The organism is Streptomyces sp. AB3(2024) (assembly GCF_041862025.1).
Taxonomy (GTDB): domain Bacteria; phylum Actinomycetota; class Actinomycetes; order Streptomycetales; family Streptomycetaceae; genus Streptomyces.
The window spans coordinates 25790-49176 of record NZ_JBGWAB010000006.1 but is presented as its reverse complement, the minus strand read 5'-3'; the positions used below and the strand labels follow the sequence as shown (position 1 = coordinate 49176).

The following is a 23387-nucleotide window of genomic DNA, read 5'->3' as shown; positions in this document are numbered from 1 at the left end:
GCGGCAACAATGGGGGGCATGAGCGACAGTCCAGCCCCCCTCGCCGACCCGCACCTCCTCTTCGACGCCTCGGTCGGCCGCCGGGACATCGTCATCCTCGGGTCGACCGGGTCCATCGGCACCCAGGCCATCGACCTCGCCCTGCGCAACCCGGACCGCTTCCGGGTCACCGCGCTGTCCGCCGCGGGCGGACGCGTCGGACTGCTGGCCGAACAGGCCAGGCTGCTGCGGGTCGAGAAGGTGGCCGTCGCCCGCGAGGACGCCGTACCGGCCCTCAAGGAGGCGCTGAGCGAGCAGTACGGCGCCTCCGAGCCGCTGCCGGAGATCCTCGCCGGACCCGACGCGGCGACCGAACTCGCCGCCTCCGCATGCCACACCGTCCTCAACGGCATCACCGGCTCCATCGGCCTGGCGCCCACCCTGGCCGCGCTCCGGGCGGGCCGCACCCTGGCCCTGGCCAACAAGGAGTCGCTGATCGTCGGCGGCCCGCTGGTCAAGGCCCTCGCGAAGCCCGGCCAGATCATCCCGGTGGACTCCGAGCACGCGGCCCTCTTCCAGGCGCTGGCCGCCGGCACCCGCGCCGACGTCCGCAAGCTCGTCGTCACCGCCTCCGGCGGTCCCTTCCGCGGCCGCACCCGCGCGGAGCTGGCCTCCGTCACGGTCGAGGACGCCCTCGCGCACCCCACCTGGGCCATGGGCCCGGTGATCACCGTCAACAGCGCCACCCTGGTCAACAAGGGCCTGGAGGTCATCGAGGCCCACCTGCTCTACGACATCCCCTTCGACCGCATCGAGGTCGTCGTCCACCCGCAGTCCTACGTGCACTCCATGGTCGAGTTCACCGACGGCTCCACCCTCGCCCAGGCCACCCCGCCGGACATGCGCGGCCCCATCGCGATCGGTCTGGGCTGGCCCGTGCGGATCCCGGACGCGGCCCCCGCCTTCGACTGGACCAAGGCGTCGAGCTGGGAGTTCTTCCCGCTGGACACCGAGGCCTTCCCCTCCGTGGGCCTGGCCCGGCACGTCGGCACCCTGGGCGGCACCGCGCCCGCCGTGTTCAATGCGGCGAACGAGGAGTGCGTCGAGGCCTTCCTGGCCGGTCGGCTGCCGTTCACAGCAATCATGGATACCGTCTCTGCGGTGGTCGACGAGCACGGGACGCCGGAGTCGGGAACTTCCCTGACCGTGGCGGACGTCCTCGAAGCGGAGACCTGGGCCAGGGCCCGGGCACGGGAGATGGCGGCGCGGGCCGCCCTGGAGGCGAGCGCATGACGCTGGTGCTGAATCTGATCGGTGTACTCGTCTTCGTGGGCGGACTGCTGTTCTCGATCGCCTGGCACGAGCTCGGCCACCTCTCCACGGCCAAGCTCTTCGGCATCCGCGTGCCCCAGTACATGGTCGGCTTCGGCAAGACCATCTGGTCGCGCAGGAAGGGCGAGACCGAGTACGGGATCAAGGCCATCCCCATGGGCGGCTACATCCGCATGATCGGGATGTTCCCCCCCGGTGAGGACGGCAAGGTCACGGCCCGCTCCACCTCCCCCTTCCGCTCCATGATCGAGGACGCCCGCTCGGCGGCCTACGAGGAACTCCAGCCCGGGGACGAGTCGCGGCTCTTCTACACGCGCAAGCCCTGGAAGCGCGTGATCGTGATGTTCGCGGGCCCCTTCATGAACCTGGTGCTCGCCCTGGCGATCTTCTTCGGCGTCTGGATGACCTTCGGGATCAACCGGACGACCACCCAGATCGCGAGCGTCTCGCCCTGCGTCATCCAGCAGAGCGAGAACCGCGAGGTCTGCAAGGCCGGTGACCCCGTGGCCCCGGCCAAGCAGGCCGGCCTGCGGGCCGACGACAAGATCGTCGCCTTCGGCGGACGGCCGGTCTCCGACTGGTCCGAGCTGCAGAAGCGGATCCGCGACACCATCGGCGCCACCACCGTCACCGTCGTGCGCGACGGGCAGCGGGTGGTCGTCCCCGTGAACCTCATCGAGAACCGGGTCGCCAAGACCGACGGCCACGGCGGCTACGTCAAGGGCGAGTACGTGACGGCCGGCTGGCTCGGCTTCAGCCCGAAGAACGAGATCGCGGCACTGTCCATCGGCGAGTCCGTGGACCACATGGGCGAGATCGTCGACGGCAGCATCCAGGGTCTGGTCAAGCTCCCCGCCAAGATCCCCGCCCTGTGGAACGCGGCCTTCGACGGCGCCGAGCGCGAGCCCGACTCCCCGATGGGCATCGTCGGCGCGGCCCGCATGAGCGGGGACATCGCCGCCCTGGACCTGCCGAGCGAGCAGAAGTTCTCGATCCTGCTCAACGTCCTGGGCATGTTCAACCTCTCGCTGTTCCTGTTCAACATGCTGCCCCTGCTGCCCCTGGACGGCGGACACATCGCCGGCGCCCTGTGGGAGTCCCTGCGCCGCAGCGTCGCCAAGCTCTTCCGGCGCGCCGACCCCGGCCCCTTCGACGTGGCCAAGCTGATGCCCGCCGCGTACGTGGTCGCCGGTGTCTTCGTCTGCTTCACCCTGCTCGTGCTCGTCGCGGACGTGGTGAACCCGATCAAGATCACCTAGCGGCGGAGCGCGGTACAGGACGGAGCGGGGAGCCGGGCACGCATCGTGCCCGGCTCCCTACGTTCGGGTGGCGCACCCCCTCGGATGCGGGGGGACCGTGTGGATTGGCGTAATCTCGAAGGCTGGAGCCCGCCGATCTCGGGACCTTGATCCACACCTTGGGGTTGCACAGCAGATGACTGCCATCTCTCTCGGAATGCCGGCCGTGCCGACGAAGCTTGCCGACCGCAGGGTCAGCCGCAAGATCCAGGTCGGCAAGGTGGCCGTCGGCGGTGACGCACAGATCTCCGTCCAGTCGATGACCACCACCAGGACCTCCGACATCGGGGCGACGCTCCAGCAGATCGCCGAGCTGACCGCCTCCGGCTGCGACATCGTCCGCGTCGCCTGCCCGACCCAGGACGACGCCGACGCCCTGGCCGTCATCGCGAAGAAGTCGCAGATCCCGGTCATCGCCGACATCCACTTCCAGCCGAAGTACGTGTTCGCCGCGATCGACGCCGGCTGCGCCGCCGTCCGCGTGAACCCGGGCAACATCAAGCAGTTCGACGACAAGGTCAAGGAGATCGCGCGGGCCGCCAAGGACGCCGGCACCCCGATCCGCATCGGTGTCAACGCCGGCTCCCTCGACGCGCGCCTGCTGAAGAAGTACGGCAAGGCCACCCCCGAGGCGCTGGTCGAGTCCGCGCTGTGGGAGGCCTCCCTCTTCGAGGAGCACGGCTTCAGCGACATCAAGATCTCGGTCAAGCACAACGACCCGGTCGTGATGGTCAACGCCTACCGCCAGCTGGCCGCCGCCTGCGACTACCCGCTTCACCTCGGCGTCACCGAGGCCGGCCCCGCCTTCCAGGGCACCATCAAGTCCGCCGTCGCCTTCGGCGCGCTGCTCTCCGAGGGCATCGGCGACACCATCCGCGTGTCGCTGTCCGCGCCCCCGGTCGAGGAGATCAAGGTCGGCATCCAGATCCTGGAGTCGCTGAACCTCAGGCCGCGCCGCCTGGAGATCGTCTCCTGCCCGTCCTGCGGCCGCGCCCAGGTGGACGTCTACAAGCTGGCCGAGGAGGTCACGGCGGGCCTGGAGGGCATGGAAGTCCCGCTGCGCGTCGCGGTCATGGGCTGCGTCGTCAACGGCCCCGGCGAGGCCCGTGAGGCCGACCTCGGCGTCGCCTCCGGCAACGGCAAGGGCCAGATCTTCGTGAAGGGCGAGGTCATCAAGACCGTCCCCGAGTCGAAGATCGTGGAGACCCTCATCGAAGAGGCGATGAAGATCGCCGAGCAGATGGAGAAGGACGGCATCGCCTCCGGCGAGCCCACCGTCGCCATCGGAGTGTAAGGCCCGGAAGAAGGAGCCCCGGCCCCGTTCCCGCAGCTCGGGGGCGGGGCCGGGGTCTTTTCGTGACCCGTGGGACAGGGCATCCGCAAGCGACGCCGGGTACAGTGCGGAGATCAGCAGACCTGCATGGTGAGGCCCCAGTGTTGACGCAGACCACCACCCGGGTCCTTGAGCCCAGTGATCTCGACGCCGCGCTCGACATCCTCGGACGCGAGCCGGTCGAGAACGCCTTCGTCACCTCCCGGGTCCAGGTCGCGGGGCTCGACCCCTGGCGCCTGGGCGGGGAGATGTGGGGCTGGTACGCCGACGGCGAGCTCCGCTCGCTCTGCTACGCCGGCGCCAACCTCGTCCCCGTCTGCGCCGGACCCGACGCCGTACGGGCCTTCGCCGACCGGGCCCGCCGCACCGGCCGCCGCTGTTCCTCCATCGTCGGGCCCGCCGAGGCCACCCGGCTGCTGTGGAAGCTCCTGGAGCCCAGCTGGGGACCAGCCCGCGACGTGCGCGCCCACCAGCCCCTCATGGTCATCGAGCAGCCGTCCGCGGAGGTCGCCGCCGACCCCCTGGTGCGCCGCGTCCGCAAGGACGAGATGGACCTGATCATGCCCGCCTGCGTGGCCATGTTCACCGAGGAGGTCGGCATCTCGCCGCTCGCCGGCGACGGCGGTCTCCTCTACCAGGCCAGGGTCGCCGAGCTGGTCGGCACCGGCCGCTCGTTCGCCCGCGTCGAGGACGGCAAGGTCGTCTTCAAGGCCGAGATCGGCGCCGCCACCCCCCGCGCCTGCCAGATCCAGGGCGTCTGGGTCGATCCCGAGTTCCGCGGCCGCGGCCATTCCGAGACCGGCATGGCCGCCGTCGTCCGGTACGCCCTGCGCGACATCGCCCCCGTCGTCAGCCTCTACGTCAACGACTTCAACACCGCGGCCCGCGCCTCCTACCGCAGGGTCGGCTTCCGCGAGGTCGGCGCGTTCATGAGCATCCTGTTCTGAGGGTCCCCTCCCGGGCCCCGCGCCCTCCCCCCGTCCCCAGCTCCCCTTTCCTCGCGGAAGCCGTACCCGAGCGGCACTACCCCGCAGTAAGGTCGCCGCATGCTTCCTACCCCCGGGGGCGACGACCCCGCACGGCCCGCCGGACTCCGCATCGGTCCCCTCGACCTCGCCGGCCGCGTGGACGAGGCCCTGCGCGTCCAGGCCGTGGCCTTCGGGCTCAGCGAGGAGGAGGTCGGCATCCGGCGCTACATCGTCCAGCGCCACATGACCTGCCCCGGCGCCCGCGCGCTCGGCGCGTACACCGACGACGGGACCCTCGCCGGTTTCGTCTACGGAATGCCCAACGACCGCGCCCACTGGTGGTCCACCATCGTCGAGCCCTACCTGCGCGCCAGCGGCGCCGACGGCTGGCTCGACGGCTCCTTCGTCATCACCGAGCTCCACGTCCATCCCGGCTTCCAGGGACACGGCGTCGGCCGCGCCCTCATCACCCGGCTCACCGACGGGGCGAGCGAACCCCACTCGATCCTCTCCGCCATCGACACCGACAGCCCCGCCCGGGGCCTCTACACGGCCCTCGGCTACCGGGACCTGGCCCGCCGCGTGCACTTCCCGAGCGCGAGCCTCCCGTACGCGGTCATGGGCGCGCAGCTCCCGCTGCTCGGCCGGCGAAACGGTTTCCGGGAGCCGCACCCGCCCCGGTAGCCTCCGGGCATGTCAACGCAACACGTGCAGCGCATGTCCCGCCTCATGGCCAAGACCCTCCGAGAGGACCCGGCCGACGCCGAAACCCTCAGCCACCGCCTCCTCGTACGGGCCGGCTACGTCCGCCGCAGCTCGGCGGGGGTGTGGACCTGGCTGCCGCTCGGCAAGCGAGTCCTGGACAACGTCTCGCGCATCGTCCGCGAGGAGATGGACGCCATCGGGGCGCAGGAAGTGCTGCTCCCGGCCCTGCTGCCGAAGGAGCCCTACGAGGTCAGCGGCCGCTGGTCCGAGTACGGCGACCTGCTGTTCCGGCTCAAGGACCGCAAGGGTGCCGACTACCTCCTCGGCCCCACCCACGAGGAGATCTTCACCCTCGTCGTCAAGGACCAGTGCACGTCCTACAAGGACCTGCCGGTCATGCTCTACCAGATCCAGACCAAGTACCGCGACGAGGCCCGCCCCCGCTCCGGCGTGCTGCGCGGGCGCGAGTTCCAGATGAAGGACTCCTACTCCTTCGACGTGTCCGACGAGGGCCTGGCCGAGTCCTACCGGCTCCACCGCGAGGCCTACGTACGGATCTTCGAGCGACTCGGCCTGGACCACCGGATCGTCTCCGCGGTCTCCGGGGCGATGGGCGGATCGGCGTCCGAGGAGTTCCTGGCCCCGGCCGTGGCCGGCGAGGACACCTTCGTGGACTGCCCGTCCTGCGACTACGCGGCGAACACCGAGGCCGTGACCTTCGCGCTGACGCCCGTGACCGCCGAACACCCGCCGATCGAGGAGGTGGACACCCCCGACACCCCCACGATCGAGACGCTGGCGGCGCACCTGGGCGTCCCCGCGTCGGCGACCCTGAAGAACCTCCTCGTCAAGGTCGACGGCGAGATCACGGCCGTCGGCGTGCCCGGCGACCGCGAGGTGGACCTCGGCAAGCTCGGCGAGCACCTCGCCCCGGCGGTCGTGGAGCTGGTGACGGCGGAGGACTTCGCCGGCCGGCCCGACCTCGTACGCGGCTACGTCGGCCCGCAGGGCCTGGACAAGGTGCCCTACATCGCCGACCCGCGCGTGGCTCCCGGCACGGCCTGGGTCACCGGCGCCAACCGGGCGGACACGCACGCCCGCAACGTGGTCTGCGGCCGGGACTTCGAGGTCGACCGACACCTCGACGTGGTCGTCGTCGAGCCGGGCGACCCCTGCCCCTCCTGCGGGGCCGGGCTGCGCCTGGACCGGGCCATCGAGATCGGGCACATCTTCCAGCTCGGCCGCAAGTACGCCGACGCCTTCGGGCTCGACGTCCTCGGCAAGGAGGGCAAGCCCGTCCGGGTCACCATGGGCTCCTACGGCATCGGCGTCTCCCGCGCCGTCGCCGCGCTCGCCGAGCAGACCGCCGACGACCGGGGCCTGTGCTGGCCCGCCGCCGTGGCGCCGGCCGACGTCCACGTCGTGGCCGCCGGCAAGGCCGTCCCGCTGGCGCTCGCCGAGGAGGCCGCCGAAGCGCTGGCCGCCGCCGGACACCGGGTCCTGCTCGACGACCGGCCCGGACTCTCCCCGGGCGTCAAGCTCACGGACGCCGAACTCATCGGTGTGCCCCGGATCCTGGTGGCGGGCCGCCGCTCGGGCGACCGCGTGGTCGAACTCCAGGACCGCGCCGCCGGCACCCGCGAGGAACTCCCCCTGGACGAGGCCCTCGCCCGCCTGAACGCACCGGCCGGCCAGGCCTAGGCAGGCTCCGCCCGCCGCTCCTCCGGCAGCCCCTCGGGCCGTGCCGGAGGGGCCGGCGACGCGACCGGCGTCAGCGCGCCCGGAGCCCGACCCCGGGTGACGGCGTCCGGCGCGGGCGCCGCCACCGGGGTGTCCGGGGCCGCCGCGGGGGCCGGGCCCGCCGCGGGGGCCGGGGCCGCCCGTTCCAGGAAGCGCAGCAGCTCCACCGGGAAGGGCAGCACCAAGGTGGAGTTCTTCTCCGCCGCGACCGCCACCACCGTCTGGAGCAGCCGCAGTTGGAGGGCGGCCGGCTGTTCGGACATCACGGCCGCGGCCTGCGCCAGCTTCCTCGACGCCTGGAGCTCCGCGTCCGCGTTGATCACGCGGGCCCGCCGCTCGCGGTCGGCCTCCGCCTGCCGGGCCATCGACCTCTTCATGGTCTCCGGCAGCGACACGTCCTTGATCTCGACCCGGTCGATCTGCACACCCCAGCCCACCGCCGGACTGTCGATCATCAGCTCCAGCCCCTGGTTGAGCTGCTCCCGGTTGGACAGCAGATCGTCCAGATCGCTCTTGCCGATGATCGAGCGCAGCGAGGTCTGCGCCATCTGGGAGACCGCGAACCGGTAGTCCTCCACCTCGATGATCGCGTTGGCCGGGTCCACGACCTTGAAGTACACGACCGCGTCCACCCGCACCGTGACGTTGTCCCGGGTGATGCCCTCCTGGGCCGGCACCGGCAGCGTCACGATCTGCATGTTCACCTTGCGCAGCCGGTCCACGAACGGCAGCACCATCGTGAAACCCGGCCCGCGGACGCCCTCCCGCAGCCGGCCGAAGCGGAAGACCACGCCCCGCTCGTACTGCTTCACCACCCGGGCCGCCACGCCCGTGTACACCATCACACCCGCGGCGGCGGCCGCCGCCGCTGTCAGCAGTTCTTCGACCATGACGGCCCCCTGCCGGATTCATACCTCTTACCTACGGTATGCCCTACAACCAGGAGGCGAACTCCAGCAGCAGCTCCGCGTCCCCGCGCCGCCCGGCGGCCAGCGCCCGCACCCCGGACTCCACCGCCCTGAACACCGTCCAGCCCCGCAGCCGCTCGCGGTCCACCTCCAGCGAGTCCGCGAGCCGGTGCACCCGCCGCCGGGCCCCGGCCGCCCCCGCCGAGGTGGCCATCTGGTCCTCCAGCCGGTCCCGCACCAGCCGGGCCAGGTCGTAGGCCCGCTCGCCCACCAGCGGGTCCGGGCCCACCGTCAGCCACGGCGCCCGCTCCCCGGCCAGTACCTTGCCCTGCCGGAAGTTCCCGTGCAGCAGCAGTTCCTCACCCGGCAGCGCCGTCAGCTCCGCGCGCACCGCCAGCGCCGAGTCCGCGAGCGCCCGCACCTCCGCGGGTGCGGCGCGCAGCGCCTCGCCCTGGCGGGCCGTGCGCTCGGCGACCGTCTCGAAGGGGTGACCGGGCGGCGGCTCCACCCACAGCCGTCGCAACGTGCCGCACGCCTCCAGCAGGGCCTTGGCGTCCGGCAGCGAACGCAGCGAGACCTCCGGGTGCAGCCGCTCCAGCAGCAGGGCCCCGTCCGCCTCGTGGTGGCGGGAGTCGAGGACCCGTACGGCCCCGAAACCGCCCCAGTGGGCGAGCGCCGCCAGCTCCCGGTCCGGCCGGGCCCCGGGCGGGGCAAGCTTGAGGGCGGCCGGGGTGCCGTCGGCGTACCGGACGAGGACCACCAGGCTGCTGCGGCCGCCCGGGGCCTGGACCCGCTGGGCCATGACCTGCCGCCGGTGCAGCGCCTCCTCGGTGAGCTCGGGCAGGCGCCCCAGCCACTGGGTGGCCCGCTCCTCCTCCGGCAGCTCGCCGAGCGCCCGTACAAGCCGCTGCGGCGGTTCGAAAGCCATGCGTGCGTGATCCCTTTCAGCTGGTGGGAGCTCGGTCGGAGCGTTCCGTGAGCCCAGGGAAGGCTACGCCGCTGCCGCGCCAGCGTGCCGCGCGGACGGCCGCGGCGCTCAGCGCGTCGGCCGCCTCGCGGCGCAACCGGCCGTCCGCCGCCCGCACCAGATCGGAGTACGCGCCCGCCACCCGGTCCTCGATCACGGCGGCCAGCCGCGTGGTGTCGTCGGGGGTGCGCAGCTCGAAGGGCAGGGCGTACGCCGCCTCGGCGGCCACGGGCGCGCCGCCCAGCTCGCGCACCGTGCGGGTGAGCGCGTCGCGCCGGGCCACGTGGGTGCCGTACGCGTCGCGGGCCTCGGTGGCGCGGTCCGCCGCGACCCGGGCGCCGATCACCCCGTACCCGTACGCCGCCGCGTGCTCGGCGGCCAGGGCGGCCTGGGCGGCCTGCAACGCACGGCCGGCGGGGGAGGGTTCGGGCTTCACGAGGCGGCTCCGGGGGTGGAGGTGAGCAGGTACGCGTGGACGGCGCCACAGGCGGCGACGGAGGCCAGCAGCCGGGCCAGTTCCCCGGGCGCCCCGGCCAGCGCGATGGTCCGCGCCTCCGACAGGCTCCGCTCGGCGTCGGCGAGGGCGCTCAGCGCCTCGGCGGGCTTCGGCGGGACGGCCTCACGGCTCGCCGCCGGGGGCGCGGACGCCGTGGCGGCGGCCGCGGAGCCGGAGGGCGAGGGGGAGGGCGAGGTGGCCGGGGTGCGGCCCCCGGCGGCCGGGGCCGGGAAGGCCAGGGCCGCCGAGTGCGCCGCGACGGCGGCCCGCAGCGGCGCGAGCCGCTCCGCCAGCGCGGGATGGACGGCGAGGGTGGCGTCGTATCGTTCGAGCAGCCGCGCACTGTCACGAACGGCGCCCTCCCGCATCCGCCGTTCGAGTGGAATCCCGGTGCTGTCCCCGGACGGGCCGCCCCCGCCGGTGCATCCGGCGAGCAGGGCGGCCCCGGCCGCGCCGGCGGCTCCGGTGAACAGGCTCCTTCGGGAGGGCCGGGGGGGCAGGGTCCAGGGCACGGCGCCGTCCTCGGGGGTGGTGTCTGGGCAGGGTGTGATCACGGTACCCGGGGGCCCGTCGGGAGAGCGGACGGCAACACCCTCCGCGACCGGATACCCTTTGACCTGACACGCGACGAAAACCACAACAGCACACGCGGCCGAGGAGTCACCCGGATGAGCACCACCCAGAGCGACAGGCTGCGCGGATTGCTGGAGCCGCTCGTCACCGCCAAGGGACTGGACCTCGAAGAAATCGAACTGTCCAAGGCGGGCAAGCGCCGCATGCTGCGGATCGTCGTGGACTCCGATGAGGGCGTGGAGCTGGACGCCTGTGCCGAGCTGAGCCGTGAGGCCTCCGACCTGCTCGACGCTTCCGACGTGATGGGTGAGGACGAGTACGTCCTCGAAGTCAGTTCCCCGGGTGCGGACCGGCCGCTCAGCGAGCACCGTCACTACGTTCGGGCGACCGGTCGTCTCGTGAAGTTTCAGCTGTCCGCCGACGGTGAAAAGGGTGCCGGTGAACTGGTCGCCCGCATCCTCGGCGTCGACGACGAGGGCCTGGACCTCGAAGTACCGGGTGTGAAGGGCCGCAAGGCGACCACCCGCCGCATCGCGTTCACCGACATCGCCAAGGCGCGTGTCGAGATCGAGTTCAACCGCAAGGACAAGAAGGAAGAGGAGGCGTAGCCGTGGACATCGACATGAGTGCCCTGCGGGGTCTGGTCCGGGAGAAGGAGATCTCCTTCGACCTGCTCGTCGAGGCGATCGAGTCGGCCCTCCTCATCGCTTACCACCGCACCGAGGGCAGCTTCCGGCGTGCCCGCGTCGTGCTCGACCGCACCAACGGTCACGTGGTCGTGTGGGCGAAGGAGGACCCGAGGGACCTCGAAGAGGGCCAGGAGCCCAAGGAGTTCGACGACACCCCGTCGGACTTCGGGCGGATCGCCGCGACGACCGCCAAGCAGGTGATCCTCCAGCGTCTGCGCGACGCCGAGGACGACCTGACCTTCGGCGAGTTCGCCGGCCGCGAGGGCGACGTCATCACCGGTGTCGTCCAGCAGGGCAAGGACCCCAAGAACGTCCTGGTCGACATCGGCAAGCTGGAAGCCATCCTGCCGGTGCAGGAGCAGGTCCCGGGTGAGGAGTACACGCACGGGCTCCGTCTGAAGACGTACGTCGTGCGCGTGGCGAAGGGTGTCCGCGGGCCTTCCGTGACCCTCTCGCGCACCCACCCCAACCTGGTGAAGAAGCTGTTCTCGCTGGAGGTCCCCGAGATCGCCGACGGCAGCGTCGAGATCTCCGCGATCGCCCGCGAGGCCGGTCACCGCACCAAGATCGCCGTCCGGTCCACCCGTTCGGGCCTGAACCCGAAGGGTGCCTGCATCGGCCCGATGGGCAGCCGCGTGCGCAACGTGATGGCCGAGCTGCACGGCGAGAAGATCGACATCGTCGACTGGTCGGACGACCCGGCGGAGATGGTCGCGAACGCCCTGTCACCCGCTCGGGTGAGCAAGGTCGAGGTCGTCGACTGGGACTCGCGTTCCGCCCGGGTGACCGTGCCCGATTACCAGCTGTCGCTCGCCATCGGCAAGGAGGGCCAGAACGCCCGCCTCGCCGCGCGGCTCACCGGCTGGCGCATCGACATCCGCCCGGACACCGAGGAGACCCCGGACCGGGACGGCGAGGGTGACGGCGACCGCGGTCACGACCGCGGTCACGACCGGACCCAGGACCGCGGTCACGACCGTGGCCAGCGCCGGGGCCGGGAATAAACCAGTACCGGCCGGAGGTTTCCGGGCGGTAGACAGGGACACGGAGCGGGGCCCGCAAGTGGAGGCCCGCTCGTGGATCACAACAACGTCCGTTCGATTTTTCACCTGAAGGGGTGAGGTCGGTACGGGGAGGTAGACTTAGGCGTGTCTGGCCGGACGCAAGCCCGCGCATGCCCCGAACGCACCTGTGTGGGGTGTCGGGAGCGAGCGGCCAAGAGCGATCTGCTGCGCATCGTGGCGGTCGGGGACGAATGCGTCCCCGATCCACGCGGTACGCTGCCCGGCCGGGGTGCTTACGTGCACCCTGCCGCGGTCTGCCTCGACCAGGCGGTCCGCCGCAGAGCGTTCCCCCGGGCCCTACGGTCCGCAGGAGCGCTCGACACGGCGGTACTGCGCACAGCTCTGGCCGCACTGGCCGAGGCGACACCGTAAGAAGAAGTACGGCACGGACATCCCGTGCGGTCAGGTACCTCGCGAGTTGGAAGTAGGTCGAGATTGCGATGAGCACTCGATGAGTACGCGATGAGTACGCCCATGAAGTAGCGACGGTCCGGCGTAACCCGGACCTAAAAGGAGCGAAGTGGCTAAGGTCCGGGTATACGAACTCGCCAAGGAGTTCGGGGTGGAGAGCAAGGTCGTCATGGCCAAGCTCCAAGAACTCGGTGAATTCGTCCGTTCGGCGTCCTCGACGATCGAGGCGCCGGTTGTACGCAAGTTGACTGACGCACTGCAGGGGCCCGGCGGCAACGCCGGCAAGTCCGCTGCGAAGCCCGGCGCGCCCCGCAAGGCCGCGCCCGCCAAGCCCGCGGCGCCCTCCCCGGCCGCCGCGGCACGTCCTGCTGCCCCGAAGCCCGGTGCGCCGGTGGCCCCCAAGCCGCCCGTCGCCGAGGCTCCGGCCGTCAGCGCCCCGGTGACTCCGGCCGCCCCCGGCCCGCGTCCCGGTCCCAAGGCTCCGGCCGCCCCGAAGCCCGCTCCGGCGGCTCCCGTGGCGACCGAGTTCTCCGCGCCTCCGGCGGCCCCGGCCGCCCCGGCGCGCACCGAGCGTCCCGCCGCGGCCCCCGGCCCCCGTCCGGCGCAGCAGCGTCCGGCGCAGGGTCAGGGCGGTGCCCGTCCCGGCGCCCCGCGTCCGGCCGGCGCCACGCCCGGTGCCCAGGCCCCGCGCCCCGGTGGCGCTCAGGCCCCGCGTCCCCAGGGCGCCCGTCCGGCCGGTCCCCGTCCGGGCAACAACCCCTTCACCTCCGGCGGCTCCACCGGCATGGCGCGCCCCCAGGCGCCCCGTCCGGCCGGCGCTCCCCGTCCCGGTGCCCCCGGCGCCGGCGGCGGCCAGGGTGCTCCGCGTCCGCAGGGCGGCCCCGGTGGCGCCCCGCGTCCGCAGGGTCCCGGCGGCGCCCGCCCGACCCCGGGCGGCATGCCCCGTCCGCAGGGCGGCGCCCCGCGTCCCGGTGGTGCTCCCGGCGGTAACCGTCCGAACCCGGGCATGATGCCGCAGCGTCCGGCTGCCGGTGGTCCCGGTCCCCGTCCCGGTGGCGGCCCCGGTGGCCGTGGTCCCGGTGCGGGCGGTCCCCGTCCCGGTGGCGCCGGTCGTCCCGGCGGCGGCTTCGCCGGTCGTCCGGCCGGTCCGGGCTCGCGTCCGGCGGGCGGCGGCTTCGGCGGCCCGCGTCCGGGTGGCGGCGGCTTCGGCGGCGGTCCGGCCGGTGCCGGTGGCGGCGGTCGTCCCGGCTTCGGCGGGCGTCCCGGTGGTCCCGGTGCCCGTGGTGGCACGCAGGGTGCCTTCGGCCGTCCCGGCGGTCCGGCCCGTCGTGGCCGCAAGTCCAAGCGTCAGAGGCGCCAGGAGTACGAGGCCATGCAGGCCCCGTCGGTCGGCGGCGTGATGCTGCCCCGCGGCAACGGCGAGACCGTTCGCCTGTCGCGCGGTGCGTCCCTCACCGACTTCGCGGAGAAGATCAACGCCAACCCGGCGTCGCTCGTCGCCGTGATGATGAACCTCGGCGAGATGGTCACGGCCACGCAGTCCGTCTCCGACGAGACCCTCGAAATGCTGGCCGGCGAGATGAACTACCAGGTTCAGATCGTCAGCCCGGAGGAAGAGGACCGCGAGCTCCTCGAGGGCTTCGACATCGAGTTCGGCGAGGACGAGGGCGGCGAGGAATACCTCATGCCGCGTCCGCCGGTCGTCACCGTCATGGGTCACGTCGACCACGGTAAGACCCGCCTGCTCGACGCCATCCGCAAGACGAACGTCGTCGCGGGCGAGGCCGGCGGCATCACCCAGGGCATCGGTGCCTACCAGGTGGGCACCGAGGTCAACGGCGAAGACCGCAAGATCACCTTCATCGACACCCCGGGTCACGAGGCGTTCACCGCCATGCGTGCCCGTGGTGCGAAGTCGACCGACATCGCGATCCTCGTGGTCGCGGCCAACGACGGCGTCATGCCGCAGACGATCGAGGCGCTCAACCACGCCAAGGCCGCCGGCGTCCCGATCGTCGTCGCGGTCAACAAGATCGACGTCGAGGGTGCCGACCCGGTCAAGGTGCGCGGTCAGCTCACCGAGTTCGGTCTGGTCGCCGAGGAGTACGGCGGCGACACGATGTTCGTCGACATCTCCGCCAAGCAGGGTCTGCACATCGACTCCCTGCTGGAGGCCGTCGTCCTCACCGCCGACGCCTCGCTCGACCTGCGCGCCAACCCCGAGCAGGACGCTCAGGGTATTGCGATCGAGTCCCACCTCGACCGTGGCCGCGGTGCCGTCGCCACCGTCCTCGTCCAGCGCGGTACCCTCCGCGTCGGCGACACGATGGTCGTGGGCGACGCCTACGGCCGTGTGCGCGCCATGCTCGACGACAAGGGCAACAACATCGAGGAAGCGGGTCCCTCGACCCCCGTCCTGGTCCTGGGTCTCACCAACGTCCCCGGCGCCGGCGACAACTTCCTCGTCGTCGACGAGGACCGCACCGCCCGTCAGATCGCCGAGAAGCGTGCTGCGCGTGAGCGCAACGCCAACTTCGCCAAGCGCGTCCGCCGGGTGTCCCTGGAAGACCTCGACTCGGTCCTCAAGGCCGGTCTGGTCCAGGAACTCAACCTCATCATCAAGGGCGACTCGTCCGGTGCGGTCGAGGCCCTGGAGTCCTCGCTGCTCCAGCTCGACGTCGGCGAAGAGGTCGACATCCGCGTCCTGCACCGCGGTGTGGGTGCGGTCACCGAGTCGGACATCTCGCTGGCGATGGGCTCCGACGCCATCGTCATCGGCTACAACGTCCGTGCCGTGGGCCGTGCCGCGCAGATGGCGGACCGCGAGGGCGTCGACGTCCGCTACTACTCGGTGATCTACCAGGCCATCGAGGAGATCGAGGCGGCCCTGAAGGGTCTGCTCAAGCCGGAGTACGAAGAGGTCGAGCTCGGTACGGCGGAGGTCCGCGAGATCTTCCGCTCGTCCAAGCTGGGCAACATCGCGGGTGTCCTCATCCGCTCCGGCGAGGTCAAGCGCAACACCAAGGCGCGGCTCCTGCGCGATGGCAAGGTCATCGCCGAGAACCTCACCATCTCCGGTCTGCGCCGCTTCAAGGACGACGTCACCGAGATCCGCGAGGGCTTCGAGGGTGGTATCAACCTCGGTTCCTTCAACGACATCAAGATCGACGACGTCATCGCGACGTACGAGATGCGCGAGAAGCCCCGCGCGTAAGCGCGAGGCGGTTCGCACCGTGTCGTAGTCAGCTGTAACACCGGGGCCGGTCGGCGGAATATCCGTCGATCGGCCCCGGCCGTTGCGTGTACGGTTCTGGTGACCGGCCGCTCGCGCGACCGGGAGATCCCTCCGGGCGACGGCCCGGCGGGCCACCTAACCCGCACCGGCGGGACATCCGGAACTGCATGTACGTGGGGACTCTGTCCTTCGATCTGCTCCTCGGCGACGTCCACTCGCTGAAGGAGAAACGCTCCGTCGTCCGGCCCATCGTCGCCGAGCTCCAACGAAAGTTCTCCGTGAGCGCGGCCGAGGTGGGCGACCAGGACCTGCACCGCAGGGCCCGTATAGGGGTCGCCCTGGTGAGTGGGGACGCGGGGTTCGTGTCGGACGTGCTCGACCGCTGTGAGCGGCTGGTCGCGGCGCGTCCGGAAGTGGAACTGCTGTCCGTGAGGCGGCGGCTCCACGGTGATGAAGACTGATTGCTTGTCTGCAAGGAAGAAGGAGACGGACCAGTGGCCGACAATGCGCGGGCGAAGAAGCTGGCGGACCTCATCCGGGAGGTGGTGGCCGAGAAGCTGCAGCGCGGCGTCAAGGACCCCCGCCTCGGTACGCACGTGACCATCACGGACACCCGGGTCACCGGCGACCTGCGGGAGGCCACGGTCTTCTACACGGTCTACGGCGACGACGAGGACCGGGCCAGCGCGGCCGCGGGTCTCGAAAGCGCCAAGGGCGTACTGCGCTCCGCGGTCGGCCGGGCGGCGGGAACCAAGTTCACGCCCACCCTGACCTTCGTCGCGGACGCCCTCCCGGAGAACGCCAAGACCATCGAGGACCTCCTCAACAAGGCGCGCGCCTCCGACGCCCAGGTGCGGGAGGTCTCCTCCGGCGCCCAGTACGCCGGCGACGCCGACCCGTACAAGAAGCCGGGCGACGAGGACGACGAGGACGCAGCCGCGGAATGAGCACCGACGCAGGGAAGACTCCGGACGGCCTTGTCATCGTCGACAAGCCGTCCGGCTTCACTTCGCACGACGTGGTCGCCAAGATGCGCGGGATCGCCAAGACCCGTCGCGTCGGCCACGCCGGCACCCTCGACCCGATGGCGACGGGCGTCCTCGTCCTCGGCGTGGAGAAGGCCACCAAGCTCCTCGGCCACCTCGCCCTGACGGAGAAGGAGTACCTCGGGACCATCCGTCTCGGGCAGTACACCCTCACGGACGACGCGGAGGGCGAGATCACGTCGTCCGCCGATGCCTCCGGGGTGACCCGCGAGGCGGTGGACGCGGGCATCGCCAAGCTGACCGGGGACATCATGCAGGTCCCGTCGAAGGTCAGCGCGATCAAGATCAAGGGCGTGCGCTCCTACAAGCGCGCACGCGACGGCGAGGACTTCGAGATCCCGGCCCGGCCGGTGACCATCTCGTCGTTCCAGGTGTACGACATGCGGGAGGCGGAGGCCGAGGACGGCACCAAGGTCGTCGACCTCGTCGTCTCCGTGGTCTGCTCCAGCGGTACGTACATCCGCGCCCTCGCCCGCGACCTGGGCGCCGACCTCGGCGTGGGCGGCCACCTCACGGCGCTGCGGCGCACGCGGGTGGGCCCGTACAAGCTCGACCGCGCGCGGACTCTGGACCAGCTCCAGGAGGAGCTGACCGTGATGCCGATCGGCGAGGCGGCGGCCGCCGCCTTCCCGCGCTGGGACCTGGACTCCCGGAGGGCCTCGTTGCTCGCCAACGGGGTCCGGATCGACATGCCGGACGAGTACCAGGACGGCCGGACGGTCGCCGTCTACGGGCCCAAGGGGCAGCTGCTCGGGCTCGTGGAGAGCAAGAACGGCAAGGCGAAGTCCCTCGCGGTCTTCGTCTGACCCGGTCCTGCGACCCGCCTGCGCGCCGACCGCGCGTTGACGTGGAGCGGTGAGCGCACGGTGACTGCCGCTCACCGCTCCACGACCCCCCTCGGGTAGGTCTCTATCCACCCGGAGCCCCGTATTCACCCGTCCGAGCAGGCGCTCGGAGTGAATGCGGGGAGCGTAAGGGGGCGCTTTCGCCCCGCGTGCTTTTCGTGCTGATCTTCACTTGCCTACCGTCGTGACCAGGGGTCCCGCGGCAGGGGAGTGGTGCGGCGATGACGGACGAGGTCACCGGCGGTACGAGGAGTTGCGGGGCCGAGCCCCGGACGGACTTCGGCGCGGACTCCGGCGCCGACTCCGGCGTGGGCTTCGGCACGCGCGTGGGCACGCGCCTCGCCCCGGACGCCCCCGGGGACGCGGCAGGGGACGCGGCAGGGGACTTCCCCGCTGACTGCGACGGGGCGGGACCGTGGGCCGGTGCCGGCACCGGCGCGCGGGGCTCGGTGGGGCTCGTGCTGGTCTGCGACGAGGCAGGGCGACCGCGCGGCAGCGGCTTCGTGGCCGACGACCGCGGCACGGTGATCACCAGCCACGCGGCCGTCCACGGACCGGCCCGGGTGGTGCTGCACGGCCCGGGGGACCGGAGCTGGTGCGCCGGCCCACAGGACGTGACCGCCCTGCCGGACCTCGGACTGGCCCTCGTGCGGACCGACGGGCTGGGGCTGCGGCCGCTGCCGGTCGCGATGCGCGAGGTGATCCCTCCGGGGACGTACGTACGCCTCCCCGCGCGGGGCTGGCGCCAGGCGCGGGTGCTCGCGGCCGGTGCGGAGGTCACCTACACCGCGGTCGGCCGCGCCCATCTCCTGCCCGCCAGCGTCGAGTTGGCGATCGGCACGGACGGCCGGGACGCCCTCGCGCGGGGCGCGGAGACCTGCGGGGGGCCGGTCCTCGACGCGGAGACCGGAGCGGTGCTCGCGGTTCTCGGCACCGCTCTCGGCACGGAGCACCGCTCCGCAAGCTTCGCCGTCCCCCTGCGCGCCTGCGCCGCGGCGGCGCCCGACGGTCCCCTCGCGGCCCTGCTGGCACGCAACTCCGCCACCGTTCCGGGGTACGGGGCCGACCTGAACCTCGCCGGCGTGCTGGAGCTGACCGCGATCACCCTCGGCTCGGCCTTCCTCCCGGCCCCCGGGTCCGCGCCCGGGTCCGCGCCCGGGTCCGGCACCGCCTCCGGATTCGCGCCTGGGGCCGCGCCCGGATTTGCGCCCGCGCCCGGCCCAGCGCACGGCGCTGGGCCGGAACCGGTGACACGTCCCGCGATCGCCGCCGGGCTGGCCGCCTTCACCACCGGGGACCGCCAGGTCCTGGGCCTGGTCGGCGCCCCCGGCACGGGCCGCACCACTGCCCTCGCCGCCCTCGCCGCCGACCGCGCGCGCGGCCCCTTCCCCGCGCCGACGCTGTGGCTGCGCGGGGCCGACCTGAGGGGCGGGGACGCCTCCCTGGCCGACGCCGTGACACGGGCCCTCGAAGCCGCCGGCCGGATCGTCACCGCCGGCGGGGCCGGGCCCGTGCCGCCGGGTACGGCCGAGCGGGTGGCCGGGCTCGCGGCGGACGCCGGGCGGGCGCTGCTGGTCGTGCTGGATGCCCCCGAGGAGATGCCGCCGCAGCTCGCGCACCGCCTCGCGCCGTGGACCGGAGCCACTGCCGGGTGGCTGGGAGGGACCGGGGCCAGGCTGGTGGTCGCCGCCCGGCCCGAATACTGGGAGCGGGCGGGGCAGCTGTACCCGCCGGAGATGCTGCACGCCCCGGACCGGGCGGCCCGGCGGCTGTCCCCCGCGCTCCCGGTCGGGGACCTGACCCCGGACGAGGCGCGGACGGCGCGGGCCCGCCTCGGGATCCCGGACGACGCCGTGCGGGAGGCCGACGCCCGGCACCCCCTCACCCTGAGCCTGCTCGCCGGGATCCGAGCCGCCGAGGTCACGGCGGGCCGCCCGGGGCGCGACGAGGTGTTCGCGGCGCACCTGGACCTGGTGGCCCTGCGCGTGGCGGTCCGGATCGCCGTCGCCGACACCGCCCCGGCGCGGGGCCCCGAGGGCCCGAACCCCCCGGGCACACCCACCGCAGGTCCCCGGGCCCGTACCGGCACCGGCGCACCCACCGGTGCCGCGCACCCCGGGCCCCCTCCGCCGACCGGCCCCACCCTCCGCCGACACGCCCGCGGCGGCGTGGACGCCGGTGGGTGGTACGCCGCGGGAACGGGCCCTGGCGACGGGTACCCCGGGGGCGTGGACCCCGGTGGCGCGCAGGCTGGGGGAACGGGCCTTGGCGGCGGGTGCTTCGGTGGCCCGGATTCCGGTGGCGCGTATGCCGGGGGTGCGGGCTTCGGCGGAGGGTACCTCGGTGGCCCCGACCCCGGCGGCGCGAATGCCGGCGGCATGGACCCCGTGAGCCGGTCCGCGGACGGGACGCCCGGTACCGGCGGTGCTCCGGGGGCGGGCCCCCGGTCCGCCGGCGGCCCACCCGGTGGCGTCCGGGGTGACGGGGAGCGGATCCGCCGGGGGACCGCCCCGGACGGCGGGATCCCGCGCCCGCGGCCGGCGGGATCGCCCGGTGCCCGGCCGGAGGCCGGTGACGGATCCGGCCCGGCCGGGCCCAGCGCCCCGGGACCCGCCGGGGCCGATGGCCGTGGCGCGGGTTGCCCGGGAGCCGATGGCGGCGCCTCGGGACCGGCGGGGGCCGAGGGCTGTGACTCGGGCCGTCCGGGGGCCGATGGCGGTGGCGCGGGCGGTCCATCGGCCGAGGGTCGTGATCCGGACGGTCCGTGGGCCTGTGGTGGTGGTGGCGATGGCGCCGGCCGTCCATGGGCCGAGGGCCGTGACCCCGGACCCGCGGAGGCCGCGGGCGGCGCAGGCGCCGGCCGGGGGGTGGTGTACGGGCCCGGGGTGCGGCGGCTCGCCGCGCGGGTGGCCGGGCGGGTGCACGAGGCCGCCCGGCGCTGCCTCGGCCCCGGGCAGGGCCAGCTGGACCGGGCCTCCTTCGAGGAACTGTTCCCCTGGCGCACCGGCTGGGCCTCCGCCGTCCTCACCGAGGGCCTGCTCGTCCCCGCGGGCCCTGGCTACCGCTTCGCGCACGAGGAGCTCTCCGACTGGCTGCAGGCGGCCCACCTCGACGTTCCCACCGCCCTCGACACCCTCGTCCACCACGGCCCCGTCACCCCCGGCCCGCCCGTGCCCCGGCACCGCATCGGACCCGTCCTGGAGGCCCTGCGGCGGCTCCCGCCCGCCGAGACCCGGGGTGTGCTGACCCGCCTGGTCGGCGCCCTCAACACCTTCACGGAACAGCCGGCGGAGCCGGACGGCCCCGTGCACCCCGACCGCCTCTGGTGGGCCGCCCGGCTGCTGCGCGGCACCCTGCTCTGCGCCCCCGACGCCGCCCCCCAACTCCCCGTCCTGCACGCCCTCGCCGAGCACGTGGCCCGGGCGGGCCCCGGGGAGTTCGGCGGCTGGTTCTGGAACCGGCTCCGGCTGCCCGAGTCCGACCGGCTCGACCTGCTGCGCCGCCTGCTGCCCTCCGACCACCACTACCTGGAGGCCGCCGCCCGCCGCCTCGTCCGTGCCCCGCAGCTCGTCCTGCCCCTGGTCTGCGCCTGGTTCACCGACGAACGCCGCCTGCGCGGACGCCCCGGAGCCACCGTCGCCACCGCCGCCCAGGCCCTCCTGCACACCCACCGGGCCCTGGCCGTCGACGACCTCACCGAGGCCCTCGTCGGCGCCGGGCACCCCCGCGCCGACGAACTGCTCGCCGTCCTCGCCGAGGACGAGCCCTCCGCCCTGTCCCGCGCCGTCGACCGCTGGGCACACGACGAGCGTCCCGGCCGCCGCGTGGCCGCGGCCGCGTACGCCCTCGCCACCGCACCCCACGTGCGCAGCACCGCGGACCGCGAGCTGCTGCGCCACGCCGCCCAGGCGCTGCTCGCCCGCCCCGGCGACGCCCCCCTGCACGGCAGCGCCCTTGCCGTGCTGCTGCGCGACCCCCAGGTACGGGCCCGCTACCTGCCCGACGCCCTCGACTGCTTCCGCGACCCCGGGAGCGGCACCCGGCTGCCCGCCTCCGCGCTGGTCGCCGCCCTGCCCGTACTGCCCGACCCGGACGCCGTGTTCGCCGCCCTGCGGGCCCGCGCCGACGGTGAGGTGCTGCGCGCGCTGGCCGCGCTGACCACTCCGGGGCTGGCCCGGCGCGCCGGCGACCTCGTACGGGACCACCTGGCCGGCCACCCCGAGGACGCCCCGCACGCCGCCGCGTTCGTCGACCGGCGCCTGGAGCAGGGACCGGCCGCCGGGCCCGTGATGCGGGCCCTCGTCCTGGACCTGCTGCGCACGGCCCCGTCGCCGGTACGGTCCGAGCTGGCCCGGGTGCTGGCCGCGCCGGGCGGGGAGCCCTCGCGGACGCTGCGCGGCGAGCTGGCCGACGTACTGCTGCGCGAGGAGGCCGATCCGTCGGTCCTGGGCGCCTTCCTGGAGGCCCTCGCCGCCGCGGCCCCCGTACGGCCCGAGGAGCGCACCCGGGAGCTGCTCCGGCGGACCGGCCGCCGGCTGCTGCGGGCCCCCGGCGGGCCCGTCGTCTTCGAGCACCGCACGGTGGAGCTGGCCCGCGCCGATCCGGCGTTCGGGGCGCTGGTGGCACGCTGGCTCACGGATGCGCAGGCCGATGCCGCGGCCCTCCTCGGACCCGGTGCCCGGCGTACCGTGGAGACCCTCAGCAGGGCCGCCCCGGACGTCACATGAGGCGGCCCGGCCCTCAGCCGGACGCCGATGCGGGGCCCCGGCCACCGGCATGGCAGTCTTAGACCTGCAATCGGTACAGGGACTACACGGGTTCGGGCGAGGAGCGGTCACAGTGCAGCGCTGGCGTGGCTTGGAGGACATCCCCCAGGACTGGGGACGCAGCGTCGTCACCATCGGCTCCTACGACGGCGTGCACCGGGGACACCAGCTGATCATCGGGCAGGCCGTCGCGAAGGCGCGCGCCCTCGGCGTGCCCTCGGTGGTCGTCACCTTCAGCCCGCACCCCAGCGAGGTCGTCCGGCCGGGCAGCCACCCGCCGATCCTGGCCCCCTACGACCGCCGCGCCGAGCTGATGGCCGGTCTCGGGGTCGACGCGCTGCTGATCCTGCCCTTCACGGCGGAGTTCTCGCAGCTGTCCCCGGCCGACTTCATCGTGAAGGTCCTGGTCGACAAGCTGCACGCGCGTGCCGTCATCGAGGGACCGAACTTCCGCTTCGGCCACCGGGCCGCCGGGAACGTCGACTTCCTGACCGAGCTGGGGGCCACGTACGACTACGAGGTCGAGGTCGTGGACCTGGTGGAGCGCGGCGGGGCGGGCGGCGGGGTGCCGTTCTCGTCCACCCTCGCGCGCAGGCTCGTCGCCGAGGGGGACATGGACGGCGCCGCCGAGATCCTCGGCCGCCCGCACCGGGTCGAGGGCGTCGTGGTGCGTGGTGCGCAGCGCGGGCGCGAGCTCGGCTACCCGACGGCGAACGTCGAGACCCAGCCGCACACCGCGATCCCGGCCGACGGGGTGTACGCGGGCTGGCTGACGGCGGACGGCGAGCGGATGCCGGCGGCGATCTCGGTCGGCACGAACGTGCAGTTCGACGCCACCGAGCGGACCGTCGAGGCGTACGCCATCGACCGCGTGGGCCTGGACCTGTACGGCATGCACGTGTCCGTCGACTTCCTCGCGTACGTGCGGGGGATGGCGAAGTTCGAGTCGCTGGACGGGTTGCTGGAGGCGATCGCCGACGACGTGAAGCGGGCGCGGGTGCTGACGGAGGCGTACGACTCCGAGCGCTGACG

19 protein-coding genes are annotated in these 23387 nt (G+C 73.4%); 15 read left to right on the top strand and 4 right to left on the bottom strand.

Annotated elements, in window-relative coordinates; all coding sequences use genetic code 11:
• The first annotated feature begins 9 nt into the window (after window positions 1–9).
• From dxr to ACEPPI_RS04130, 6 genes are all read left to right on the top strand, one after another.
• The gene (gene dxr, locus ACEPPI_RS04155) at window positions 10–1272 is read left to right on the top strand and encodes a 1-deoxy-D-xylulose-5-phosphate reductoisomerase (protein ID WP_373913872.1); all 1263 of its coding nucleotides are present in this window, start codon (window positions 10–12) and stop codon (window positions 1270–1272) included.
• The gene (locus ACEPPI_RS04150) at window positions 1269–2570 is read left to right on the top strand and encodes an RIP metalloprotease (protein WP_373913871.1); all 1302 of its coding nucleotides are present in this window, start codon (window positions 1269–1271) and stop codon (window positions 2568–2570) included. Before dxr ends, ACEPPI_RS04150 begins: the two co-directional genes overlap by 4 nt.
• 175 nt (window positions 2571–2745) lie before the next feature.
• Entirely contained in the window at window positions 2746–3903 is a 1158-nt protein-coding gene (gene ispG, locus ACEPPI_RS04145; protein WP_030227539.1) for a flavodoxin-dependent (E)-4-hydroxy-3-methylbut-2-enyl-diphosphate synthase, read from the top strand.
• 140 nt (window positions 3904–4043) lie between these two features.
• A complete protein-coding gene (locus ACEPPI_RS04140; RefSeq protein ID WP_373913870.1) occupies window positions 4044–4889 on the top strand; it encodes a GNAT family N-acetyltransferase in 846 nt (281 codons plus the stop codon).
• Between the two features lie 99 nt (window positions 4890–4988).
• On the top strand, window positions 4989–5594 hold the full coding sequence (locus ACEPPI_RS04135; RefSeq protein ID WP_373913869.1) for a GNAT family N-acetyltransferase: 606 nt from the start codon (window positions 4989–4991) through the stop codon (window positions 5592–5594).
• A 9-nt stretch (window positions 5595–5603) separates the two neighbouring features.
• Window positions 5604–7316 (top strand): proline--tRNA ligase, encoded by a 1713-nt coding sequence (locus ACEPPI_RS04130; RefSeq protein ID WP_373913868.1) that lies wholly within the window; start codon window positions 5604–5606, stop codon window positions 7314–7316.
• Here the strand turns inward: ACEPPI_RS04130 and ACEPPI_RS04125 are convergent.
• The 4 genes from ACEPPI_RS04125 to ACEPPI_RS04110 are packed head-to-tail and all read right to left on the bottom strand — an operon-like array spanning window position 7313 to window position 10238.
• Complete coding sequence (locus ACEPPI_RS04125; RefSeq protein ID WP_373913867.1) at window positions 7313–8245, bottom strand: slipin family protein; 933 nt, start codon at window positions 8243–8245, stop codon at window positions 7313–7315. The two genes, ACEPPI_RS04130 and ACEPPI_RS04125, sit on opposite strands and share 4 nt — an antisense overlap.
• 43 nt (window positions 8246–8288) lie before the next feature.
• Window positions 8289–9191, bottom strand: a complete 903-nt coding sequence (locus ACEPPI_RS04120) for an aminoglycoside phosphotransferase family protein (RefSeq protein WP_373913866.1) — start codon at window positions 9189–9191, stop codon at window positions 8289–8291.
• 16 nt (window positions 9192–9207) lie between these two features.
• Window positions 9208–9666, bottom strand: a complete 459-nt coding sequence (locus tag ACEPPI_RS04115; protein ID WP_373913865.1) for a ferritin-like domain-containing protein — start codon at window positions 9664–9666, stop codon at window positions 9208–9210.
• Window positions 9663–10238, bottom strand: coding sequence for a hypothetical protein (locus ACEPPI_RS04110; RefSeq protein WP_373913864.1), 576 nt, complete (start codon window positions 10236–10238; stop codon window positions 9663–9665). Before ACEPPI_RS04110 ends, ACEPPI_RS04115 begins: the two co-directional genes overlap by 4 nt.
• 156 nt (window positions 10239–10394) lie before the next feature.
• Between ACEPPI_RS04110 and rimP the strand changes: the two genes are divergently transcribed.
• The 9 genes from rimP (at window position 10395) to ACEPPI_RS04065 (ending at window position 23385) form a co-directional block, all read left to right on the top strand.
• Window positions 10395–10907, top strand: a complete 513-nt coding sequence (rimP, locus tag ACEPPI_RS04105; RefSeq protein WP_285526121.1) for a ribosome maturation factor RimP — start codon at window positions 10395–10397, stop codon at window positions 10905–10907.
• Window positions 10908–10909: 2 nt separating this feature from the next.
• Window positions 10910–11992 (top strand): transcription termination factor NusA, encoded by a 1083-nt coding sequence (gene nusA, locus ACEPPI_RS04100; protein ID WP_373913863.1) that lies wholly within the window; start codon window positions 10910–10912, stop codon window positions 11990–11992.
• A gap of 144 nt (window positions 11993–12136) precedes the next feature.
• Window positions 12137–12424: a YlxR family protein gene (locus ACEPPI_RS04095; protein ID WP_373913862.1), complete on the top strand. Its 288-nt coding sequence runs from the start codon at window positions 12137–12139 to the stop codon at window positions 12422–12424.
• Between the two features lie 148 nt (window positions 12425–12572).
• Window positions 12573–15677, top strand: a complete 3105-nt coding sequence (gene infB / locus ACEPPI_RS04090; RefSeq protein ID WP_371676411.1) for a translation initiation factor IF-2 — start codon at window positions 12573–12575, stop codon at window positions 15675–15677.
• 188 nt (window positions 15678–15865) lie between these two features.
• Entirely contained in the window at window positions 15866–16159 is a 294-nt protein-coding gene (locus tag ACEPPI_RS04085) for a DUF503 domain-containing protein (RefSeq protein ID WP_219671569.1), read from the top strand.
• 33 nt (window positions 16160–16192) lie between these two features.
• On the top strand, window positions 16193–16645 hold the full coding sequence (gene rbfA / locus ACEPPI_RS04080) for a 30S ribosome-binding factor RbfA (protein ID WP_373913861.1): 453 nt from the start codon (window positions 16193–16195) through the stop codon (window positions 16643–16645).
• A complete protein-coding gene (truB, locus tag ACEPPI_RS04075; protein ID WP_373913860.1) occupies window positions 16642–17550 on the top strand; it encodes a tRNA pseudouridine(55) synthase TruB in 909 nt (302 codons plus the stop codon). The genes rbfA and truB overlap by 4 nt, the downstream gene beginning before the upstream one ends.
• Before the next feature lie 260 nt (window positions 17551–17810).
• Complete coding sequence (locus ACEPPI_RS04070) at window positions 17811–22316, top strand: hypothetical protein (RefSeq protein ID WP_373913859.1); 4506 nt, start codon at window positions 17811–17813, stop codon at window positions 22314–22316.
• Between the two features lie 112 nt (window positions 22317–22428).
• On the top strand, window positions 22429–23385 hold the full coding sequence (locus ACEPPI_RS04065) for a bifunctional riboflavin kinase/FAD synthetase (RefSeq protein WP_373913858.1): 957 nt from the start codon (window positions 22429–22431) through the stop codon (window positions 23383–23385).
• Window positions 23386–23387: the final 2 nt, after the last annotated feature.